Annotated in this window: 13 protein-coding genes and 1 pseudogene (1 of these 14 only partly in view); 8 read left to right on the top strand and 6 right to left on the bottom strand. The window is 73.1% G+C overall.

Annotated features, from left to right (window positions below):
- Positions 1-21: 21 nt before the first annotated feature.
- Both ACZ3I4_RS07010 and ACZ3I4_RS07005 read right to left on the bottom strand, forming a co-directional pair.
- Positions 22-669: a cellulose binding domain-containing protein gene (locus tag ACZ3I4_RS07010; protein ID WP_465381160.1), complete on the bottom strand. Its 648-nt coding sequence runs from the start codon at positions 667-669 to the stop codon at positions 22-24.
- 84 nt (positions 670-753) lie between these two features.
- Positions 754-879: pseudogene (locus tag ACZ3I4_RS07005) on the bottom strand (cellulose binding domain-containing protein); the annotation flags it as partial.
- A gap of 25 nt (positions 880-904) precedes the next feature.
- Here ACZ3I4_RS07005 and ACZ3I4_RS07000 point away from each other — a divergent pair.
- Both ACZ3I4_RS07000 and ACZ3I4_RS06995 read left to right on the top strand, forming a co-directional pair.
- Positions 905-1,255: a hypothetical protein gene (locus ACZ3I4_RS07000; RefSeq protein ID WP_465381167.1), complete on the top strand. Its 351-nt coding sequence runs from the start codon at positions 905-907 to the stop codon at positions 1,253-1,255.
- 335 nt (positions 1,256-1,590) lie between these two features.
- Positions 1,591-2,511 carry a S66 peptidase family protein gene (locus ACZ3I4_RS06995; RefSeq protein ID WP_465380936.1) on the top strand — a complete coding sequence of 307 codons (921 nt, stop codon included), beginning with the start codon at positions 1,591-1,593 and terminating at the stop codon, positions 2,509-2,511.
- 5 nt (positions 2,512-2,516) lie between these two features.
- Here the strand turns inward: ACZ3I4_RS06995 and ACZ3I4_RS06990 are convergent, their stop codons facing one another.
- Genes ACZ3I4_RS06990 through ACZ3I4_RS06975 form a run of 4 tightly spaced genes read right to left on the bottom strand, consistent with a single transcriptional unit; the run spans position 2,517 to position 5,851 of the window.
- Positions 2,517-2,885, bottom strand: coding sequence for a VOC family protein (locus ACZ3I4_RS06990; protein WP_465380935.1), 369 nt, complete (start codon positions 2,883-2,885; stop codon positions 2,517-2,519).
- Between the two features lie 49 nt (positions 2,886-2,934).
- Positions 2,935-3,780: an ABC transporter ATP-binding protein gene (locus ACZ3I4_RS06985; RefSeq protein WP_465380934.1), complete on the bottom strand. Its 846-nt coding sequence runs from the start codon at positions 3,778-3,780 to the stop codon at positions 2,935-2,937.
- Positions 3,777-4,832 (bottom strand): FecCD family ABC transporter permease, encoded by a 1,056-nt coding sequence (locus ACZ3I4_RS06980; protein ID WP_465380933.1) that lies wholly within the window; start codon positions 4,830-4,832, stop codon positions 3,777-3,779. Before ACZ3I4_RS06980 ends, ACZ3I4_RS06985 begins: the two co-directional genes overlap by 4 nt.
- Positions 4,829-5,851: a FecCD family ABC transporter permease gene (locus ACZ3I4_RS06975; RefSeq protein WP_465380932.1), complete on the bottom strand. Its 1,023-nt coding sequence runs from the start codon at positions 5,849-5,851 to the stop codon at positions 4,829-4,831. Before ACZ3I4_RS06975 ends, ACZ3I4_RS06980 begins: the two co-directional genes overlap by 4 nt.
- Positions 5,852-6,036: 185 nt before the next feature.
- Between ACZ3I4_RS06975 and ACZ3I4_RS06970 the strand changes: the two genes are divergently transcribed.
- The 6 genes from ACZ3I4_RS06970 to ACZ3I4_RS06945 all read left to right on the top strand — a co-directional run.
- Complete coding sequence (locus ACZ3I4_RS06970) at positions 6,037-7,044, top strand: iron-siderophore ABC transporter substrate-binding protein (protein ID WP_465380931.1); 1,008 nt, start codon at positions 6,037-6,039, stop codon at positions 7,042-7,044.
- 17 nt (positions 7,045-7,061) lie between these two features.
- A complete protein-coding gene (locus ACZ3I4_RS06965; RefSeq protein ID WP_465380930.1) occupies positions 7,062-7,640 on the top strand; it encodes a GNAT family N-acetyltransferase in 579 nt (192 codons plus the stop codon).
- A 70-nt stretch (positions 7,641-7,710) separates the two neighbouring features.
- Positions 7,711-7,959, top strand: coding sequence for a phosphopantetheine-binding protein (locus ACZ3I4_RS06960; RefSeq protein ID WP_465380929.1), 249 nt, complete (start codon positions 7,711-7,713; stop codon positions 7,957-7,959).
- Positions 7,956-9,434: a tryptophan 7-halogenase gene (locus ACZ3I4_RS06955; protein ID WP_465380928.1), complete on the top strand. Its 1,479-nt coding sequence runs from the start codon at positions 7,956-7,958 to the stop codon at positions 9,432-9,434. Before ACZ3I4_RS06960 ends, ACZ3I4_RS06955 begins: the two co-directional genes overlap by 4 nt.
- Positions 9,431-9,643: an MbtH family protein gene (locus ACZ3I4_RS06950; protein ID WP_465380927.1), complete on the top strand. Its 213-nt coding sequence runs from the start codon at positions 9,431-9,433 to the stop codon at positions 9,641-9,643. Before ACZ3I4_RS06955 ends, ACZ3I4_RS06950 begins: the two co-directional genes overlap by 4 nt.
- An 81-nt stretch (positions 9,644-9,724) precedes the next feature.
- Positions 9,725-19,075, top strand: the 5' portion of a protein-coding gene (locus tag ACZ3I4_RS06945; protein WP_465380926.1) for an amino acid adenylation domain-containing protein. Its footprint extends 5,286 nt past the window's final position; only the first 9,351 of its 14,637 coding nucleotides appear in the window; its start codon is at positions 9,725-9,727; its stop codon lies beyond the right edge, outside the window.

The following is a 19,075-nucleotide window of genomic DNA, read 5'->3' as shown; positions in this document are numbered from 1 at the left end:
CGACCCGCCGGCGACTCGGGGTCAGTCGCAGGGGGAGCCGTTCAGGGCGAACGATGTGGGTGCGGTGTTGTCCGCTGTCCAGCGGCCCAGGATGCCGACCGTGGCGGTTCCCCCTGCCGGGACCCGGGAATTCCAGCGGGCCGACGTCAAGGTCACGGCCGGGCCGTTCTGAGCGAACGAGGCGTTCCAGCTCGAGGTGACTTGCTGATCGCCGGGCATGGTCACGTTCAGGGTCCAGCCGTCCAGTGCGGTGGCCGACCGGTTGGTGATCGTCAGCTCGGCTACGAAACCGCCGCGCCACTCGGACGTGGTCTTGTAGGCGACGCTGCAGGTCCGCGCCGGGGGCGGAGTGGTGGGCGGGGCGGGCGACGGCACCAGGTTCGAGGCGATCGACAGGTTGCCCGCGGCGTCCTTGGCACGCACGTAGTACCCGGGCGTGGCGAAGCCGCCGCTCATGAACGGCGCGGCGAACGACGTCCCGGTCGTGGTGCCGACCAGCGTCGAGGTGTACCAGCTGTCGAACCAGTACACGTTGTATCCGGTCACGCCGAGGTTGTCGGTGGCGGCGTTCCAGGCCAGGGTGGGGCCGGTGGCGGTGGTCCCGGTGATCCGGAGGTCGGCCGGCGTGGACGGCGGGGTGGTGTCGCCGGTGGCCGAGGCCGGGGTCATCACCGTGATCGGCTCGGGGGAGATCGACGTCCGGCTCTCGGTGTCGCGGGCCAGCATCCAGAACCGGTACTGGCTGGTCGGGCGGATGCCCGAAGTGATGGTGACCGAGGTGACGTTGCCGACCGGCTGGTTCCAGTAGATGTCGTTGAACATCTGGGTGTAGTTGACGTCGTAGCCCGCGATCGGGCTCGAACCTGGGCTGGACGCCGTCCACGAGAGAGTGACCGAGGTCGGCGTGACCGCGGTGACCCGGAAGTCCGTCGGCGTGCTCGGCCCCTGCCCCGAGGGCGTGGGCGGCGCGGGCGTGGTGGGCGGCGCGGGCGTGGTGGGCGGCGCCGGCGTGCTGGGCGGCGCGGGCGTGGTGGGCGGCGCCGGCTGGGTTGGGGGCGGACCGGGCGGCGTCGGGCTGGCCCTGGTGGGGGTCGGCGGGGCGGGAGTCGTGGGGACCGGAGCCGGCCCCGCCGTGCCGATGGGCGTCGTAGCCGGCGGCGGATTCGCCGCCGCCGCGCCCCCGATGCCGGTCAGAAGCGCCATCGCGCCCAACGTCACCACAGTGATCGAGCGAATACGGGTCCCCATGCCCTGACCGTCCAAGACGCATCGACGATTGTCAACGCCTACCCGTCAGTCACCGCAGCATGCCGCAGCTCTGGCGCTGCCCTGCCCAGCCGGCGGACCACGGCGAGGCGGTCCGCGCCGGGATGGGCCGCGCGAACGGCGGGCTCATTGTGCCCACCTGGTCCGGAGGGTGCTCGCCACGGCTGAGGGCCCCGCGGTGGTGAGCGGCGCCCACTGCGGGGGTCGAGCATGCCCGCCGCGGTAAGGAAGGCGTGCGTAATCCGGGCCGGCCTGTGCGAGAACAAATGCATGCTGCGTTAGGGCATGGGGTGGCCGCAGGGCGCCCGAAGTAGGCTGCGGCTCATGATCAGAGCGGACCGGCTGGTGGCCGGTGATCTGGTGGCGCTGGTTTCGCCGTCGGGGGCCAGCGAGGCCGGTCGGGTGGCGCGGACCGTTTCGGCGCTCGAAGGCTGGGGACTGCGGGTCCGGCTGGGGGAGCACGCGGGTGGGCGGCATCTGTTCTTTGCCGGAACCGACGACGAGCGGCTGGCCGACCTGAATGACGCGTTGCGGGACCCGGCCGTCCGCGGGGTGTTCTGCATGCGGGGCGGCTATGGGATGCAGCGGATCGTCGACGGCGTCGACTTCGGGGCCGTGCGGAACGATCCCAAGGTGGTGATGGGTTTTTCGGACATCACGGCTCTGCACGCGGCCCTGTGGCGCGAAGCCGGGTTGGTCACCGTGCACGGGCCGACGGCGGGACAGTTCGAACGCGGGGCCGCGTCGCTGACCGTGCGCGCGGCCCGGAGGGCGGTTACCAAGGCCCAGCCGGTCACGGTGGTGGCGTCGGAGCAGGAGCTGACCTACGGCGTACGGGTGGAGGGGCCGGCCGAGGGGACACTGCTCGGGGGCAACCTGGCGATGCTCGCGACCACGATCGGGACGCGGCACGCGCTCGGCCTGGACGGGGCGATTCTGCTGCTCGAGGACGTGGACGAGGAGCCTTACCGGATTGATCGCATGCTCGTGCACCTGCGGCGGGCGGGCTGGTTCGAGGGATTGCGCGGGGTGGCGCTGGGACAGTTCACGAACTGCGTCGACCGGAACCCGAAGTATCCACCCGTCGAGGAGGTGCTGCGGGAGCAACTGGGCGCGCTCGGCGTGCCGGTGCTCGGCGGCCTGCCGATCGGGCACGGCGGGCAGCAGATCGCCGTCGGCCTCGGCGTCCGCGCGCGCCTGGACACCGGGGCCGGCACCCTCGTGGTGGACCCGGCGGTCCGCTGAGGCGGCTACTTTTCGGACCAGACGCCCAGCTCGTTGCCGCTCGGGTCGGTGAAGTGGAAGCGGCGGCCGCCGGGGAACTCGTAGGGGCCCTCGATGACCCGGCCGCCGGCGGCGCTCACGGCCTCGGCCGAGGCGTCGAGGTCGGCGGAGAACAGCAGGACCAACGGGCCGCCCACGCCCACCGGCTCGCCGGGGCGCAGACCGCCGGTCTCGCCGGCGCCGTCGGGGTGGCGGATGCCCGCGTAGTCGGGGCCGTAGTCGTTGAACTGCCAGCCGAACGCCTCGGCGTAGAAGCGCTTGGCCGCCGGCAGATCGCCGACCGTGATCTCGATGTAGTCGATCGTGTGGTGGTGGTGTGTCGTCTGCTCAGCCATGCGGGGGAGTCTGCCGGAGGGGTACGACATGTTTGGCCGGCTGAAGCGATCAGGCCGGATCGCGGGATCCCGAGCGCGGCAGCGGCACGACCAGCGGGGTGCCGGTGGCCGGGTCGGGCACGACGAGGGCGGCCAGCCCGAACACCTCGGCCAGCAACTCCACGGTGAACACCTCGGACGGCGAGCCCTGGGCGACGATCCGGCCGTCGCGCATGGCCACCACGTGGTCGGCGTAGCGGGCGGCCAGGTTGAGGTCGTGCAGCACCATCACGATGGTCCGGCCGCGTTCGCGGTGCAGGCGGGCGACCAGGTCCAGGACGTCGATCTGGTGGCTCAGGTCGAGGTAGGTGGTGGGCTCGTCGAGCAGCATGATCTCGGTGCCCTGGGCCACGGCCATCGAGATCCAGGCCCGCTGGCGCTGACCGCCGGAGAGGGCGTCGACCGGCCGCCCGGCCAGGTCGCGCATGTCGGTCCACTCCAGGGCCTCGGTGACGATCTGCTGGTCGGCCGGGGACCATTGGCGGAACCAGTTCTGGTGCGGGTGGCGGCCCCGCATGACCAGGTCGGCCACGGTCAGTCCGTCGGGGGCGACCGGGCTCTGCGGGAGCATGCCGATGATGCGGGCCACCTCGCGGGTCGGGATCCGGTCGATCCGGTGGCCGTCGAGCAGTACCTCGCCCGCGCGCGGCTTGAGCAGTCGGCCCAGCGCGCGCAGCAGGGTCGACTTGCCGCAGCCGTTGGGGCCGACGACCGCGGTCACCGCGCCGTCGGGCAGGTCGAGGTCGAGGCCGTCGACCACCACGTCGTCGCCGTAGGCCAGCCGCAGCCCGCGGGCGCGCAGACGGGAGCCGGTGCGCGGGGGCGCCTCCAGGGCGGCAGGAGACGGATCGGTCATGCGGAGACCCTCCGGTTCGTACGGATCAGGAGCCAGAGCAAGTAGGGGGCGCCGACCATGGCGGTCACCAGGCCGACCGGAAGTTCGCGTCCGGGGAGGGCCAAGCGGGCGGCCAGGTCGGCCGCGGAGACCAGCAGCGCGCCCAGGACGGCCGAGACGACCAGCGGGGGCCGCGAGCCGCCGCACAGGCGCAGCGCGATCTGGGGGACGACGAACGCCACGAACTCGATCGGGCCGGCGGCGGACACGGCCGCGGCGGCCAGGGCCACGGCGGTGAGCACGACGGCGAGGCGGGCGGCCTGCAGGCGTACGCCCAGGGATTGGGCGACGTCGTCGTCGAACTGCATGGCCTGCATCGTGAACGCGGTCGCCGCGGCCAGCGGCAGCAGCAGGGCCAGGGCCAGTGAGAGCGGCCGCACCTGGTCCCATTCGGCTCCCGCGACCGAGCCGTTGAGCCAGATCGTGGCCCGCGCCGCGTCGACGATCTCGGCCCGGACGAGGAACCAGGACACGCCCGCGGTCACGACCTCGCCGACGCCGATGCCCACGAGCACCAGCCGGAACCCGTCGATGCCACGCCGCCAGGCCAGCACGTAGACGAGCGCCGCGGTCAGCAGGGCGCCGGTCAGAGCGGCCACCGGGACCAGACCGATCGCGGCGCCCCCGCCGAGCACCATGACGGCCACCGCGCCGAGCGACGCGCCGTGGGTCACGCCAAGCACGTCGGGGCTGGCCAGCGGGTTGCGGGCGAAGGTCTGGGTGAGCGCGCCCGACACCGCCAGGGCCGCCCCGACGAGCAGGGCGGTCAGGATGCGGGGGAGGCGCAGGTCGAGCACGATCAGCTTCTGGGCCGGCGTGCCCCCGCCGAGCAGCGTGCCCACCACGTCGGCGGGCGCGATCGTGAAGCTGCCGTGGCCGATGCTGTAGACGGCCACGGTCGCGGTCAGAAGCGACCCGGCCACGCCGATCAGCACCGGGCGCAGGGCTACCGTGCCCGAGAGCCGGCCGATGTGGACGGCGCGGCGGCCGGGCGGGGCGACGACCTGGGTCACAGTTTCACGACTCCCCGGCGGCTGCGGACCAGATGGATGAAGAACGGCGCGCCCACGACGGCCAGCACGATGCCGGTCTGGAGCTCGCCGGGGCTGACCACGATGCGGCCCAGCACGTCGGCCACGAGCATGAGCGCCGCCCCGGCCAGGGCCGAGCACGGGACCAGCCAGCGGTGGTCGGGCCCGACCAGTGACCGCGCCACGTGCGGCACGATCAGGCCCAGGAAGCCGATCGGCCCGCACGCCGCGGTGGCCGCCCCGGCCAGCAGGACGATCGCCGCCACCCCGGTCGCGCGGGCCAGGAAGACCCGTTGCCCGAGCGCGCGGGCCACGTCCTCGCCCAGGCCGAGCGCATTCAGGGCGGGCGCGTTGGCCAGGGCCAGCAGCAGGCCGGCGGCGATGAACGGCGCGACCTGGGCGGCCACGCCGGCGTCGCGGCCGGACAGGGAGCCGACGACCCAGAAGCGGAACACGTTGAGGCTGGCGTCGTCGGCCAGCAGGATCGACTGGGTGAACGAGGCGAGCAGGGCGCTGATCGCCATGCCGGCCAGGGCCAGCGTGACCGGGGTGGGCCCGCCGCGGCGGCCGGACGCGATGCCGAACACCGCGACGCTGGCGGCCAGCGCACCGGCGAAGGCGAACCAGATGTAGCCGGTCAGCCCGCCCGCGCCGAGCTGGATGCCGAGGACGACGGCGAACGACGCGCCGGCCGAGATGCCGAGCAGCCCCGGGTCGGCGAGCGGGTTGCGCGTGTGTCCCTGCATCAGCGCGCCCGCCGCGCCCAGGGCCAGACCCACCAGCAGCCCGAGCACCGTACGGGGCAGGCGCAGCTCGCGGACGATCGCGGTGGCCTGGGCGGCCGGCTCGGGGTCGGTCACGGCCTGCCACACGTCGCCGGGGCGCAGCCACTGGGCGCCGATCGCCAGCGACAGCACGACGGCCAGCAGCACCGCGACGGACAGACCGAACAGGACCAGCGGCCGCCGATCCGTCCGGGCCGCCCGCTGTGTCGTCGTCATGAACCACCTTTGAGATTTTTCTGAGAACCCGGCGATGACCCGCGCCGGTCCAAAATCGCACGTCGGAGGGACTCGTGTCATCGGTCGATGGAAGGTTAGCCTTACCAAAACTCGGACCCCGCCTTGCCCTGCCTCACGATCGTCGCTTAGCTTAGCCTCACCTAACTCCGAACGTGAGGTCCGACATGTCCTTTTCGATCCGAGCCTCCGCGGCCGGAGCGGCCCTCGTCATGGGTCTGGCCCTGCTCAGCGGGTGCGGCGGTGACGACACCGGCGAGGCGGCGGCGCCCGGCGGCTCCGGAGCCCCGGCCGCGGCCGCATATCCGGTCACGCTGACCCACAAGCTGGGCCGGGCCGAGGTCAAGGCGGCCCCGCAGCGCATCGTCGCGCTCTCGGACGCCGACCTCGACGCGTTGCTGGTGCTCGGTATCCAGCCGGTCGGCGTGGCCGAGTCGTCGGGCGAGGGTGGCATCACGGCATGGGCCAAGCCGCTGCTCACCGGCAAGCCCGAGGTGCTGACGGCCGGCGACACCGGGTTCGATGTGGAGAAGATCGCGGCCCTGGCCCCCGACCTGATCCTGGCCGGCGGCGACTACTACATCGACGACGAGTACGCCAAGCTCAGCAAGCTCGCGCCGACCACCGCGTACGAGACCACCGGCGCCTTCGAGGACCCCTGGCAGACCACGCTCAAGCAGGTGGCTCAGGCCGTCGGGCAGACCGCCAAGGCCGACGAGGTGATCGCCGACGTCGAGGGCAAGGTGGCCAAGGTCAAGACCGATCACCCGGAGCTGGCCGGCAAGCAGTTCACGCTCAGCCAGATGTGGGAGGCGGGCTCGATCGGCGTGCTGCGCTCCGACAAGGACGCCGGCGTGAAGATGCTCAACGACTTCGGCATGAAGCTCGCCCCGGGCGTGGCCGCGCTCAAGGGTGAGGACTTCGCCGTGCAGCTCAGCCTCGAGAAGGTGAGCGTGCTCGACGCCGACACCACGCTCGTCTACTACGCCGACAAGACCCTGCAGCCGGCCCTGGAGGGCAACACGCTCTTCAAGAACCTCGGTTCGGTCAAGCGCGGCTCCTACAAGGCGCTGTCCGACGCCCAGTTCTCCTCGCTGCGCACGCCGACTCCGCTGTCGGTGCAGTACATCATCGAGAACGTCGTCCCGGCGATCTCGGAAGCCGCCAAGGCCTAAGGGTGTCCACCCGGGAAGTGACGGCAGGTCTCGCCGCGGCGGTCGTCGCGGCGGGCCCTCCGCCGATGCCCCTGCTTTCGCCACCGTGGAGTCTCCGGCTGCTCGGCGCCGACGGCCCCGATCCGGTCCTGGTCAGCCGATGGATGAACGAACCGCATGTCGACCTTTTCTGGGAACAGGCGTGGCCGCCGGAACAATGGTCCCGAGCGATCGCGGAGCAATTGACCGGCGACTATTCCCGTCCCTTTTTGGTCGCGTACGAGGATGAGCCGTTCGCGTACGTCGAGATCTATCGCACGCCGCGCGACGTCGTCGGCCTGCAGTACGACGCCGACCCGTACGACCTGGGACTTCACCTGGCGATCGGGGACCGGGAGCGTACGGGCAAGGGTCTCGGCCGGGCGATGGTGCGCGCCCTGGCCGGCGGTCTCGCGGCCGCCGATCCCCGCTGCCGCCGGTTGCTCGCCGATCCCGACGAGCGTCACCGGATGGCCCGCCGAATGTTTCTGGGCGCCGGATTTCAATTGATGGGCATCAGGGATCTTGGTCACAAGCGGGCTGCGCTGCACGTTTGCGATTTATCGCCCGACGCGTAATAAAACAGCTTTACTCGTACGAAATCATGAGGTAAGCCTTACCTAACCCAAGCGATAGGAACCCCAGAAGATGACCGCACCCTTGAGCCTCGACCGCCTCCGCGGCGACGTCGCCGAGGTTCTCGCCGAGGAGCCCGGCAGCTTCGCCGACGATGACAACCTCATCGACCGCGGCCTCGACTCGATCCGCCTCATGAGCCTCGCGACCCGCTGGCGTGAGGCCGGCTACGAGGCCGGTTATCTCGAACTCGCCCAGGAGCCCACCGTCAAGGCCTGGTGGACCCTGCTCGCCGGGCCCGGCGCGGAGGAGTCCAGGTGAGCCCGCAGGTGGAGAACGCCGACGTCGTGGTGATCGGCGGCGGCCCGGGCGGCTCGACCGTCTCGACGCTGCTGGCCAAGCGCGGCCACCGGGTGGTGCTGCTGGAGAAGGAGACCTTCCCGCGCTACCAGATCGGCGAGTCGCTGCTGCCGTCCACAGTGCACGGCATCGGCCGGCTGCTCGGCGTCACCGAGGAACTCGAGAACGCCAAGTTCATGGTCAAGCGCGGCGGCAGCTTCCGCTGGGGCACCAACCCCATGCCGTGGAACTTCCTGTTCGCGGTGGCCCCCGAGCTGAGCGGCCCCACCTCGTACGCCTATCAGGTCGAGCGGATGAAGTTCGACGAGATCCTGCTGCGCAACGCGGCCCGCAACGGCGTCGACGTCCGCGAGAACAGCCCGGTCACCGCGGTCATCGACGACGACGAGCGGGTCCGCGGCGTCCGCTACACCGATCCGGACGGCGCCGAGCGCGAGATCCGGGCCACCTTCGTGGTCGACGCCTCGGGCAACCGCAGCCGCGTCCACCAGCACGTCCGCGGCGAGCGCATCTACTCCGACTTCTTCAAGAACATTGCCCTGTTCGGCTACTTCGAGGGCGGCAAGCGCCTGCCCGCCCCCGACAGCGGCAACATCCTGTGCGCGGCGTTCGACGAGGGCTGGATGTGGTACATCCCGCTGTCCGAGACCCTCACCAGCGTCGGCGCCGTGATCAGCCGGGAGCACGCGGCCAAGCTGCAGGGCGACCAGGAACAGGCGCTGCTCGGGTTCGTCGACCGCTGCGCCATCGTCAAGGACTTCCTCGCCGACGCCACGCGCGTCACCGAGGGCACGTACGGGCAACTGCGCACCCGCAAGGACTACTCGTACACCAACAGCACGTTCCACCGGCCCGGCATGGTGCTGGTCGGCGACGCGGCCTGCTTCATCGACCCGGTCTTCTCGACCGGGGTGCACCTTTCCACGTACGCCGGTCTGCTCGCGGCCCGGTCCATCAACAGCGTCCTGGCCGGCGAGCTGAGCGAGGAGCGGGTCTTCGCCGAGTTCGAGGGCCGCTACCGCCGCGAGTACCGCGTCTTCTACGAGTTCCTCTCGGCGTTCTACGACATGCAGAGCAACGAGGACTCGTACTTCTGGAAGGCCCGCAAGGTCACCAACCTCAACGCCACCGACATGGAGGCGTTCGTGACCCTCGTCGGCGGCGTGCACTCGGGCGAACAGGCTCTCACCCAGAGCTTCCAGCAGTCGTCCGGTGCGCTCGCCAGTGCCGTCGAGCGCACCGGCAGCATGCAGACCGAATCGGGCGAGCGGATGCACCACCTGTTCGGCACGCCGGTGGTCCGCGAGGTCATGACCGAGATGAACAACATCCAGGTCCGCGGCGTCCGGGGCGCCGACGCAGTCGAAACACCGCTGCTGTCCGACGGCCTCGTGCCGGCCGCGGACGGCCTGTCGTGGGTGGAGGGCTCGAAGTGACGACCAACCCGTTCGAGGACGAGGACGGCCGCTACCTCGTGCTGGTCAACGACGAGAACCAGCACTCGCTGTGGCCGGTCTTCGCCGACGTGCCCGCCGGCTGGACCGTCGCGTTCGGCGAGGACAGCCGGGCCGCCTGCCTCGAATACGTCGAGAAGAACTGGACCGACCTGCGGCCCCAGAGCCTGATCGACCAGATGAACGGCTGACCCGGCCCTCACGAGAAACATCCGTGGACCGCCGCGCCGAGACCCGGCGCGGCGCGTCCCGCCATGCCCCAGGAGCAACACGTGCCCGACCGTCTCGACCTCACCGCGGCCCAGTCCGGTGTCTGGTTCGCCCAGCACCTCGACCCGGGACCGGCCTACACCACCGCCGCGTGCGTCGACCTCGACGGCGAGATCGACCCGGCGCGTTTCGAGCGGGCCCTGCGCCAGGTCATCGGCGAGGCGGAAGCCCTGCGGACCCGCTACACCACCGGCGAGGACGGCACACCGCGCCAGGAGATCGCCGAACCGCACTGGGAGCTCGACGTGCTCGACCTCGGCGACGAGGCCGCCGAGCGGTGGATGCGGGACGACCTGGCCACCCCGATCGACCTCGGCGCCGGGCCGGTGTTCGCCGAGGCCCTGATCCGGCGCGGGCCGGGCCGCTGGACCTGGTATCAGCGCTGCCACCACATCGTGATGGACGCGTACACGTCCGCCCTCGTCGCGCAGCGGGTGGCCGCCGTCTACTCCGGTTCGGCCAAGCCCGGCCCGTACGGGAAACTGGCCGAAGTGGTGGCCGAGGACGCGGCCTACCGGGCGTCGGCCCGGTACGAGCAGGACCGCGCGTTCTGGCGCGAGCGGATGGCCGGCGCCGAGGTGGCCGACCTGTCGAGCGGACCCACCCGACCCAGTTCCACCTTCCTGCGTCACCGCCTGACCCTGCCCGCCTCCACCGGGCGCGGTCTCGCGGCGACCGGCCGGGCCGCGGACGCCACCCGGGTCGAAGCGGTGCTGGCCGCCACGGCCCTCTATCTGAGCCGGCTCACCGGCGCCGGCGAGGTCGTGCTCGGCCTGCCCATGATGGGACGGCTCGGCTCGGTGGCCGCCCGCGTGCCGGTCACGGCGGTCAACGTGCTGCCGCTGCGCGTCGCGGTCACGCCCGCGGACACGCTCGGCGAGCTGATCCGCCGCGTGGCCGCCGAGATCAAGGCGATCCGGCCGCACCAGCGCTACCGCGGCGAGGACATCCGGCGCGACCTCGGACTCATCGGCGGGGACCGGCGCCTGACCGGCGCGTGGGTGAACATCAAGCCGTTCGGGGCCACGCTCGACTTCGGGGGAGTGCCGGGCACCCCGCGCTACCTCGCCGCCGGACCGGTGGACGACCTGTCCGTCACGCTCGACGACCGCGGCGGGGACGTGCTCGAACTCGTCCTCGACGGCAATCCTTCCCGGTACGACCCGGACGCGCTCGCCGGGCACACCGAACGGCTCGCCGCCCTCCTCGGCACGGTCGCCGGCACCGACGTGGCCACCGCGACCGGGCGGCTGGCCCTCGCCGCCGCCCCGCCCGAAGACGACACGACCCGCCCCCTGCCGCCCCGGGAGTTCACCGACCTGTGGCTCGAGCAGTCCCGGCGTACGCCGCAAGCGGTTGCTCTCACCGTCCCCGGCGGGCCGAGCCTGACCTATGCCGAGCTCGCCGCCCGGGTCGAAAACTTCGCCGGAGTGCTCGCCGCCCGGGGCGCGCGGCCGGGCCGGATCGTCGCCGTCGGCCTGCCCCGCCACGCCGACCTGCTGGTCGCCCTGCTCGCCGTGCAGCGGACCGGCGCCACCTATCTGCCGCTCGACCCGGACTTCCCGGCCGAGCGTCTGCAGTGGATGGTCGAGGACAGCGCGCCGGCCCTGATCGTCCGCGAGGTCGTGCTCACCGACGCGCCGGTCGCGCCGCTACCGCCGCCCGCCCCGCACGCGCCCGCCTACGTGCTCTACACCTCCGGCTCGACCGGCAAGCCCAAGGGCGTCGTCGTCACCCGCGAGAACCTCGTCAACTTCCTGCTCTCGATGCGCGAGCAGGTGCCGCTGACCGCCGACGACCGGCTGCTCGCGGTGACCACGGTCAGCTTCGACATCTCCGGGCTCGAGCTCTATCTGCCCCTGCTGACCGGCGCCACCGTGGTGCTCGCGGCCAAGGACGCCGTGCGGGATCCGGCCGCCCTGGCCGGGCTGATCCGCGACACCGGCGCCACCGTCGTGCAGGCCACGCCGACGCTGTGGCAGGCCCTGGCCGACGATTTCGCGGCCCTGTCCGGGGTGCGGGTGCTGGCCGGCGGCGAGGCGCTGCCCGGTGACCTGGCCGCCGCGCTGCGCCGGCACGCCGTCTCGGTGACCAACCTGTACGGGCCGACCGAGACCACGATCTGGTCCACCGCCACCGTGCTGGAGTCCGACGAGGTCACCGTCGGACGGCCGATCTGGAACACCCGCGCGTACGTGCTCGACGCGGCGCTGCGGCCGGTGCCGGACGGCTTCCCGGGCGAGCTCTATCTGGCCGGCCTCGGCGTCGCCCAGGGCTACCTGAACCGGCCCGGACTGACGGCGTCGCGGTTCGTCGCCGACCCGTTCCACCCCGGCGAGCGCATGTATCGCACCGGCGACCTGGCCCGGCGCCTCCCGTCCGGCCACTTCGACGTGCTCGGCCGGGTCGACCACCAGGTCAAGCTGCGCGGCTTCCGGATCGAGCTGGGCGAGATCGAGGCGGCGCTCTCGGCCTTCGTACGCCGATCCGCCGTCATCATCCGCGAGGACCGGCCCGGCGATCGGCGCCTGGTCGCCTACGTGACCGGAGGATCCGCCGAGGGCCTGCGCGACAAGCTCGCCGCGACACTGCCCGACTACATGGTGCCGTCGGCCTTCGTCGTCCTGGACGAGCTGCCGGCCACCCCCAACGGCAAACTCGACCGCAACGCCCTGCCCGAGCCGGACCTGACCGCGGCGGCCGCCGAAGCCGCGCGCACGCCCACCGAGGAGCTGCTGGCCGGGGTCTTCGCCGACGTCCTCGGGATGCCGTCGGCCGGGCGCCACGACGACTTCTTCGCGCTGGGCGGGCATTCGCTGCTGGCCGCCCGGGTCGCCGCCCGCGTCCGTACGCTCCTCGGGGTCGATCTGGCCCTGCGCGACGTGTTCGACGCCCCGACCGTCGCCACCCTGGCCGCGCGCGTCTCCGCCGGAACCGCCGCGTCGCGCCCGCCGCTGGTGGCCGCCGCGACCGCCGAACTGTCCCACGCGCAGCGGCGGCTGTGGTTCCTGTCCCGCCTCAACGGTCCGGACGCGACGTACAACTTGCCGCTGTCGCTCGAGCTGGACGGGCCGGTCGACGTGGCGGCGCTGCGGGCGGCGCTCAACGACCTGGTCGAACGGCACGAACCGCTGCGCACGGTCTACCCGTCGCGGGACGGAACGCCGTACCCGCTCGTGCTGCCGCCGTCCGTCTCCTTCGAGGACACCGACCCGCTGACCCGGCCGTTCGACCTGGCCACCGACCGGCCCCTGCGCGCCTACCTCACCGGCCGCACCCTGCTGCTCGTCGTGCACCACATCGCGGGCGACGAGTGGTCGCTGACCCCGATGCTGGACGACCTGGCCACCGCGTACGCGGCCCGGCTCGGCGGCTCGGCCCCGCAGTGGGCGCCGCTTCCCGTCCGCTACCGCGACTACGCCGCCTGGCACAACGCTTTGCCGGTCGCCGACGACCTCGCCTTCTGGCGCTCGGAACTGGCCGGTGCGCCCGCCTTCCTGCCGTTGCCCACCGACCGCCCCCGCCCGGCCGTAGCCTCGCCGGCCGGCGGCACCGTGACGTTCCCGGTCACCCCGGCCCTGCGCGACGTGGCTCGCAAGCACGGCGTCACGCCGTTCATGGCTGTGCAGGCCGCCGTGGCCGTCCTGCTGAGCCGGCTCGGCGCGGGCGACGACATCCCGCTCGGCACGCCGGTCGCCGGCCGCGGCGAGGACGCCCTGGACCGCCTGGTCGGCTTCTTCGTCAACACCGTCGTCCTGCGTACGGACGTCTCGGGTGATCCGGCCTTCGCCGAGCTGCTGGACCGGGTGCGCGAGACCGACCTGGCCGCCCTGGCCCACCAGGACCTGCCCTTCGAGCGCCTGGTCGAGGAGCTGAACCCGCAGCGGTCGCTGGCCCACCACCCGCTGTTCAACGTGATGGTGTCCTACCAGGCCGAGCTGCCGCCGGTCGCCGGGTTCCCCGGTCTCACGGTGACGCCGCGGCTCGTTCCTACCGGGACGGCCAAGTTCGACCTGACCTTCGACGTGGCCGAACGCGACGGCCGTCTGGAGGGAAGCCTCGAATACCGGGCCGACCTGTTCTCTCCCGAGGCCGCGTCCGCGCTCGCCGGGCGGTTCGTGCGCCTGCTGGAAGTGGTCACGGCCGAGCCCGGGCGGCCCATCGGCTCGGTCGACCTGCTCACCGCGGGCGAGCATTCCGCTTCCCACGGCGTACGCCGTCCGGTGGCGCCCCGGAGCCTCGCCGAGCTGTTCGCCGAGCAGGTCGCCGCGTCCCCGTCGGCGGTCGCGATCGAGGACGGATCGCTGTCTCTGACGTACGCCGAACTGGACGCGCGGGCCAACCGCCTGGCCCACCGGCTGATCGCGCGCGGGGCGGCCCCCGAACGTGTGGCCGGCGTGCTGCTGCCCCGCTCGGCCGACCAGATCGCCGCCCTGCTGGCCGTGGCCAAGACCGGCGCCGCCTACCTGCCGCTCGACGTGCACCACCCGGCCGCGCGGATCGCCCACCAGCTGGCCGACGCCCGGCCCGTTCTGGTCGTCACCGACCGGCCCGAGGTGCCGGACGCCGTACCGGTCACCGATCGGACCGGGAACGACACCGATCCCGCGGTGCCGGTCGACCCCGCCCAGGCGGCGTACGTCATCTACACCTCCGGCTCGACCGGGCGGCCCAAGGGCGTCGTCGTGCCGCACGCCGGGCTGGCCGGTTTCGCCGAGAGCGTACGGACGGTCTTCCGGGCCGGTCCGGGCACCCGCGCGGCCCAGTTCGTGTCGCCCGCGGTCGACGTCGCGCTGAGCGAGCTGGCCACGACGATCCTCTCCGGCGGAACCCTCGTCATCGTGCCCGAGGACGCCCGGCTGGGCCCGGCGCTCGGCGAGTTCGTCGCATCCCGGCGGCTCACCCATGTCGACCTGCCGCCGGCCCTGCTGGCGGCCCTGCCCGAGACCGCGATCCCGGCCGGGGTCACGGTCATTGTGGGCGGTGAGGCGACCCCGGCCGGCGAGGTGGCCCGCTGGCGGCGCGACCGGCGGCTGATCAACGCCTACGGCCCCACCGAGACCACCGTGACCGCCACCAGCTGGGTCGCCACCGACGGCCCCGTGCTGATCGGCCGCCCCGAGCTCAACCGCACCGCCCACGTCCTCGACCGCCGCCTGCGCCCGGTTCCGCCCGGCGTCCCCGGCGAGCTCTATCTGGGTGGCGACGGCCTGGCCCGCGGCTACCTCGGCCGTCCCGCGCTGACCGCCGAACGGTTCGTGGCCGACCCGTACGGCCCGCCCGGCGCCCGCCTCTACCGCACCGGCGACCTGGTCCGCCGCAGCGCCTCCGGCGACCTCGAATTCCTGGGGCGCACCGACGACCAAGTCCAGATCCGCGGCTTCCGCGTCGAGCCGGCCGAGATCGAGGCCGTCCTCACTGCCTACCCCGCAGTCGCCCAGGCCGTCGTGGTCGCCTCGGCGCACCGCCTGGTCGCCTATCTCGTCACCCGCGAGCCGGTCGGCCCCGAGGAACTACGCGCGCACGCGGCCGCGATCCTGCCCGGACCGCTCGTGCCGGCCACCTTCGTGACGCTCGACGAGCTGCCGCTGACCTCCAGCGGCAAAGTGGACCGCGAGGCCCTGCCCGAACCGCCCGCGACGGACGCCGAGACGACGGACCGCCCGGCCACCCCGGTCGAGCACACCCTGGCCGGAATCGTCGCGGGCCTGGTCGGCGCCGCCCCGGCCGCCGTGGGACGCCACGACGGGTTCTTCGCGCTCGGCGGCGACAGCATCCTCTCCATCCAGCTGGTCTCGCGGGCCCGCGCGGCCGGACTGCGGATCACGCCGCGGCAGGTGTTCGAGCACCAGAGCGTGGCCGAGCTGGCCCGGGTGGCCGAACCGCTGAGCGAGCCGGCGAGCGGGACCGGGGACGCGGCCGGGGTCGTTCCCGAGACACCGATCATCGCCTGGCTGCGCGAACTCGGCGCGCCGGTGAACCGCTACTCGCAGGCACTTCTGGTGCGTACGCCCGCCGGGACCGGCCGGGCCGAGGTCAGCCGGGTGCTGGCGGCCGCGCTCGCACCGCACGATCTGTTGCGGGCCCGCCTGGTCCCGGCCGACGGGCGATGGACGCTGGACGTGCCCACCGGCGCGGGCGGCGAGCTCCCGGTGCACGTGGTGGACGCGCGCGACGCGGATCTGGGCCCGATCGTCGCCGTCGAACGGGAGACCGCGGCCGACCGGCTCGACCCGGCCGCCGGGCGGATGGTCGAAGCCGTCTGGTTCGACCGGGGCCCGGCGAGCGGACGCCTGCTGATCGTCGCGCACCACCTCGTCGTCGACGGGGTCTCGTGGCGGATCCTGGCCGAGGACCTGGCCGCGGCCGGCCGCGGTGAGCAGCCGCAGCGCGAGGGCACACCGTTCCGGGCGTGGGCGACCGGGCTGCACGCGGCCGAGGTCGACGCCGCGCCGTGGGCCCGGGTGCTCGACGGGCCGGTCACTGGGCTCGGCGGGCCCGAACTCGACCCGGCCCGGGACACCGCGGCCACCCTCGCGCGGGTCACCGTCACCGTGGACGCGTCGATCACCGGGCCGCTGCTGACCAGCGTTCCCGAAACCTTCCGGGCCGGCGTGCAGGACGTGCTCGTCGCCGCCCTGGCGCTCGCGCTGGGCCGTCGCGCGGGGGCCGAGCCGCTGATCGGCCTCGAAGGACACGGCCGGGAAGAGCAACTCGTGCCGGGGGCCGACCTGGTGCGGACCGTGGGCTGGTTCACCAGCGAATATCCCGTACGGCTGCCGACCGCCTCCGGGGGCGCGGCCGCCGTGCTGCGCGGTGTCAAACAGCGACTGCGGGCGATACCGGACGGCGGCCTCGGCTACGGCGTTCTGCGCTACCTGAAGGGGACGCTGCCCGTCGCCGCGCCCGAAGTGCTGTTCAACTATCTCGGGCGGTTCGGCGGCACAGACTCCGCGGACGCGTGGGGGATCGCCCCCGAACTGCCGGTGGCGCACGCGGTCGCCACGCCCGAGATGCCGCTGAGGCACCGGGTCGCCGTGGACGTGTCGGCGGTCGAGACCGCGGACGGGCCGGTGCTGCGGGCCACGTTCGGCTATCCGGCGGCCGCGATCGACGCCGGGATCGTACGGCGCCTGGCCGACGACTGGCTGGCCGCGCTGATCGCCCTGCGGGCCGCCGCCCTCGAACCCGGCGCCGGAGCGCTCACCCCGGCCGACGTACCCCTGGCCGGTCTGGACGAGGCCGAACTCGCCGCACTGGGCCCCGGCGTGGCCGACGTGCTGCCGTTGTCGCCGCTGCAGGAGGGCCTGTTCTATCTGGCCGGGCTGGACGACGACGCCGATGTCTACACCGTCCAGCAGGTGTTCACGCTGACCGGCCCGGTCGACGCCGCCCGGCTCCGGCACGCGGCGGCGGCGCTGCTCGACCGCTACCCGAACCTGCGCGGCGGCTTCGCCCGCACCTCGACCGGCCGGGCCGTACAGGTCGTCCCGCCCACGGTGGAGATTCCGTTCGACGAGGTCTGGGCGCCCGACCCGGCGGCGCTGATCGAGGCCGAACGGCGGCGCCGGTTCGACCTGGCCGCCCCGCCGCTGCTGCGCTTCGTGCTCGTGCACCTGAGCGACACCGACCACCGGCTCGTGCTCACCCAGCACCACCTGCTGATGGACGGCTGGTCCGGGCCGCTGGCCATGCGGGACCTGTTCGGCTTCTACGCCGGCGAACCCGGTCCCGCGCCCCGGCCCTACCGCGACCACCTGGCCTGGCTCGCCGCGCAGTCGCCGGCCGCCGCCGAAGAGGCCTGGCGGACGGCCCTGGCCGGTCTGGAGGAGCCGACGCTCGTGGCCCCGGACGCGCCGGCCACGGCCGTGCTGCCGTCGGTGGCCGAGATCGTGCTGCCGGCGGGCGAGACCGACCGGCTCACCGGGACTGCCCGCCGGCACGGGGTCACCCTCAACACCGTCGTGCAGGGCGCCTGGGCGATGCTGCTGACCGAGCTGACCGGCCGGGACGACCTCGTCTTCGGCGCCACGGTGAGCGGCCGCCCGGCGGGGCTGCCCGGCGTCGAGGACATGGTCGGCCTGTTCATCAACACCGTGCCGGTCCGCGTACGCCCGAAGCCGTACGACACCTGGGTGACCCTGCTCCAGGGGTTGCAGGCGTCGCAGGCGGCCCTGATCGACCACCAGCACGTCGGGCTGGCCGAGATCCAGCGGATGGCCGGGCTCGGGGAGCTGTTCGACACGCTGACCGTGTTCGAGAGCTACCCGGCCGGCACGACGATGCCGGCCGTGGACGGGCTGCAGATCGGCGGCGGGATCCCGGTCGACGCCACGCACTATCCGCTCAGCCTGGTTGTCGTGCCGCACGCCGAACTGCGCCTGCGGCTCGAGCACCGGCCCGACCTGTACGACACCACGGCCGCGGCCGGGCTGCTGGGCCGTTTCCGGGAGCTGCTGGACGCGTTCGTGGAGGCGCCCTCGGGTCGGCTCGCGGCCCTGCCGGTGGGTGGCGCGCAGCCGTATGCGTCGGCGGACGGTCCGCGCCTCGGCGGGACGCTGCTGGACGAGCTCGACGCCACGGTGGCGCGGATGCCGTCCGCGGTCGCGCTGCGGTTCGGGGCGGTTTCTCTCACGTACGCGGAGCTGGCTGGTCGGGTGGACCGTCTGGCTTCGGCCCTGGCCGCTGGGGGTGCGGGGCCGGAGCGGGTGGTGGCCGTGTTGCTGCCGCGGGGTGTGGATTCGGTGGTGGCGTGGCTGGCCGCGCTGCGTTCCGGTGGCGTCTATCTGCCGGTCGACGTGGACTATCCGCGGGAGCGGGTCGATTATCTGCTCTCGGATGCGGCGCCGGCGGTTGTGGTCGCGGCGGAGATTGTCAGCGAGATCGCATCGGATGCCCTGTGGATAACCCCGGACGGCGTCCCGGCCGGGGGTAGCGTCCCCACCCTGCCCTTGGGTGGGCGGGGGAGGCGGTGGCACCCCGGCGATCTTGCAGCGCACAACGGCGCTTACCTGATCTACACGTCGGGATCGACCGGGCGGCCCAAGGGCGTCGTGATCGAGCACCGCAGCCTGGCCAACCTGTTCGCGCACCACCGGGCGGCGATCATCGAGGCGACAGCGGGCGGGCGGCGGGTCAAGGCGGCCCTTTCGGCGTCGCTGTCGTTCGACACGTCGTGGGAGGGGCTGCTCTGGCTGGTCGCCGGGCACGAGCTGCACCTGCTCGACGACGAGACCCGGCGCGACCCCGAGCTGTTCGCGGCCTACGTGGCCGACCACGGCATCGGCTTCCTCGACGTCACCCCGTCGCTGGCCGGACCGCTGGTCGCCGCGGGTGTGCTGCGCAGCGAACCG

It is taken from the genome of Actinoplanes sp. NPDC021490, assembly GCF_055562135.1.
Note: the sequence above shows the minus strand (reverse complement) of the source record. Positions and strands in the feature narration are given on the sequence as shown.

What these genes read in the sequence shown, in the direction of transcription:
- ACZ3I4_RS06985 (WP_465380934.1), bottom strand. Translation starts at nt 3,780, where the DNA reads ATGACCGATCCGTCTCCTGCCGCCCTGGAGGCGCCCCCGCGCACCGGC.
- ACZ3I4_RS06990 (WP_465380935.1), bottom strand. Translation starts at nt 2,885, where the DNA reads ATGGCTGAGCAGACGACACACCACCACCACACGATCGACTACATCGAG.
- ACZ3I4_RS06975 (WP_465380932.1), bottom strand. Translation starts at nt 5,851, where the DNA reads ATGACGACGACACAGCGGGCGGCCCGGACGGATCGGCGGCCGCTGGTC.
- ACZ3I4_RS06960 (WP_465380929.1), top strand. Translation starts at nt 7,711, where the DNA reads ATGACCGCACCCTTGAGCCTCGACCGCCTCCGCGGCGACGTCGCCGAG.
- ACZ3I4_RS06970 (WP_465380931.1), top strand. Translation starts at nt 6,037, where the DNA reads ATGTCCTTTTCGATCCGAGCCTCCGCGGCCGGAGCGGCCCTCGTCATG.
- ACZ3I4_RS06995 (WP_465380936.1), top strand. Translation starts at nt 1,591, where the DNA reads ATGATCAGAGCGGACCGGCTGGTGGCCGGTGATCTGGTGGCGCTGGTT.
- ACZ3I4_RS07010 (WP_465381160.1), bottom strand. Translation starts at nt 669, where the DNA reads ATGACCCCGGCCTCGGCCACCGGCGACACCACCCCGCCGTCCACGCCG.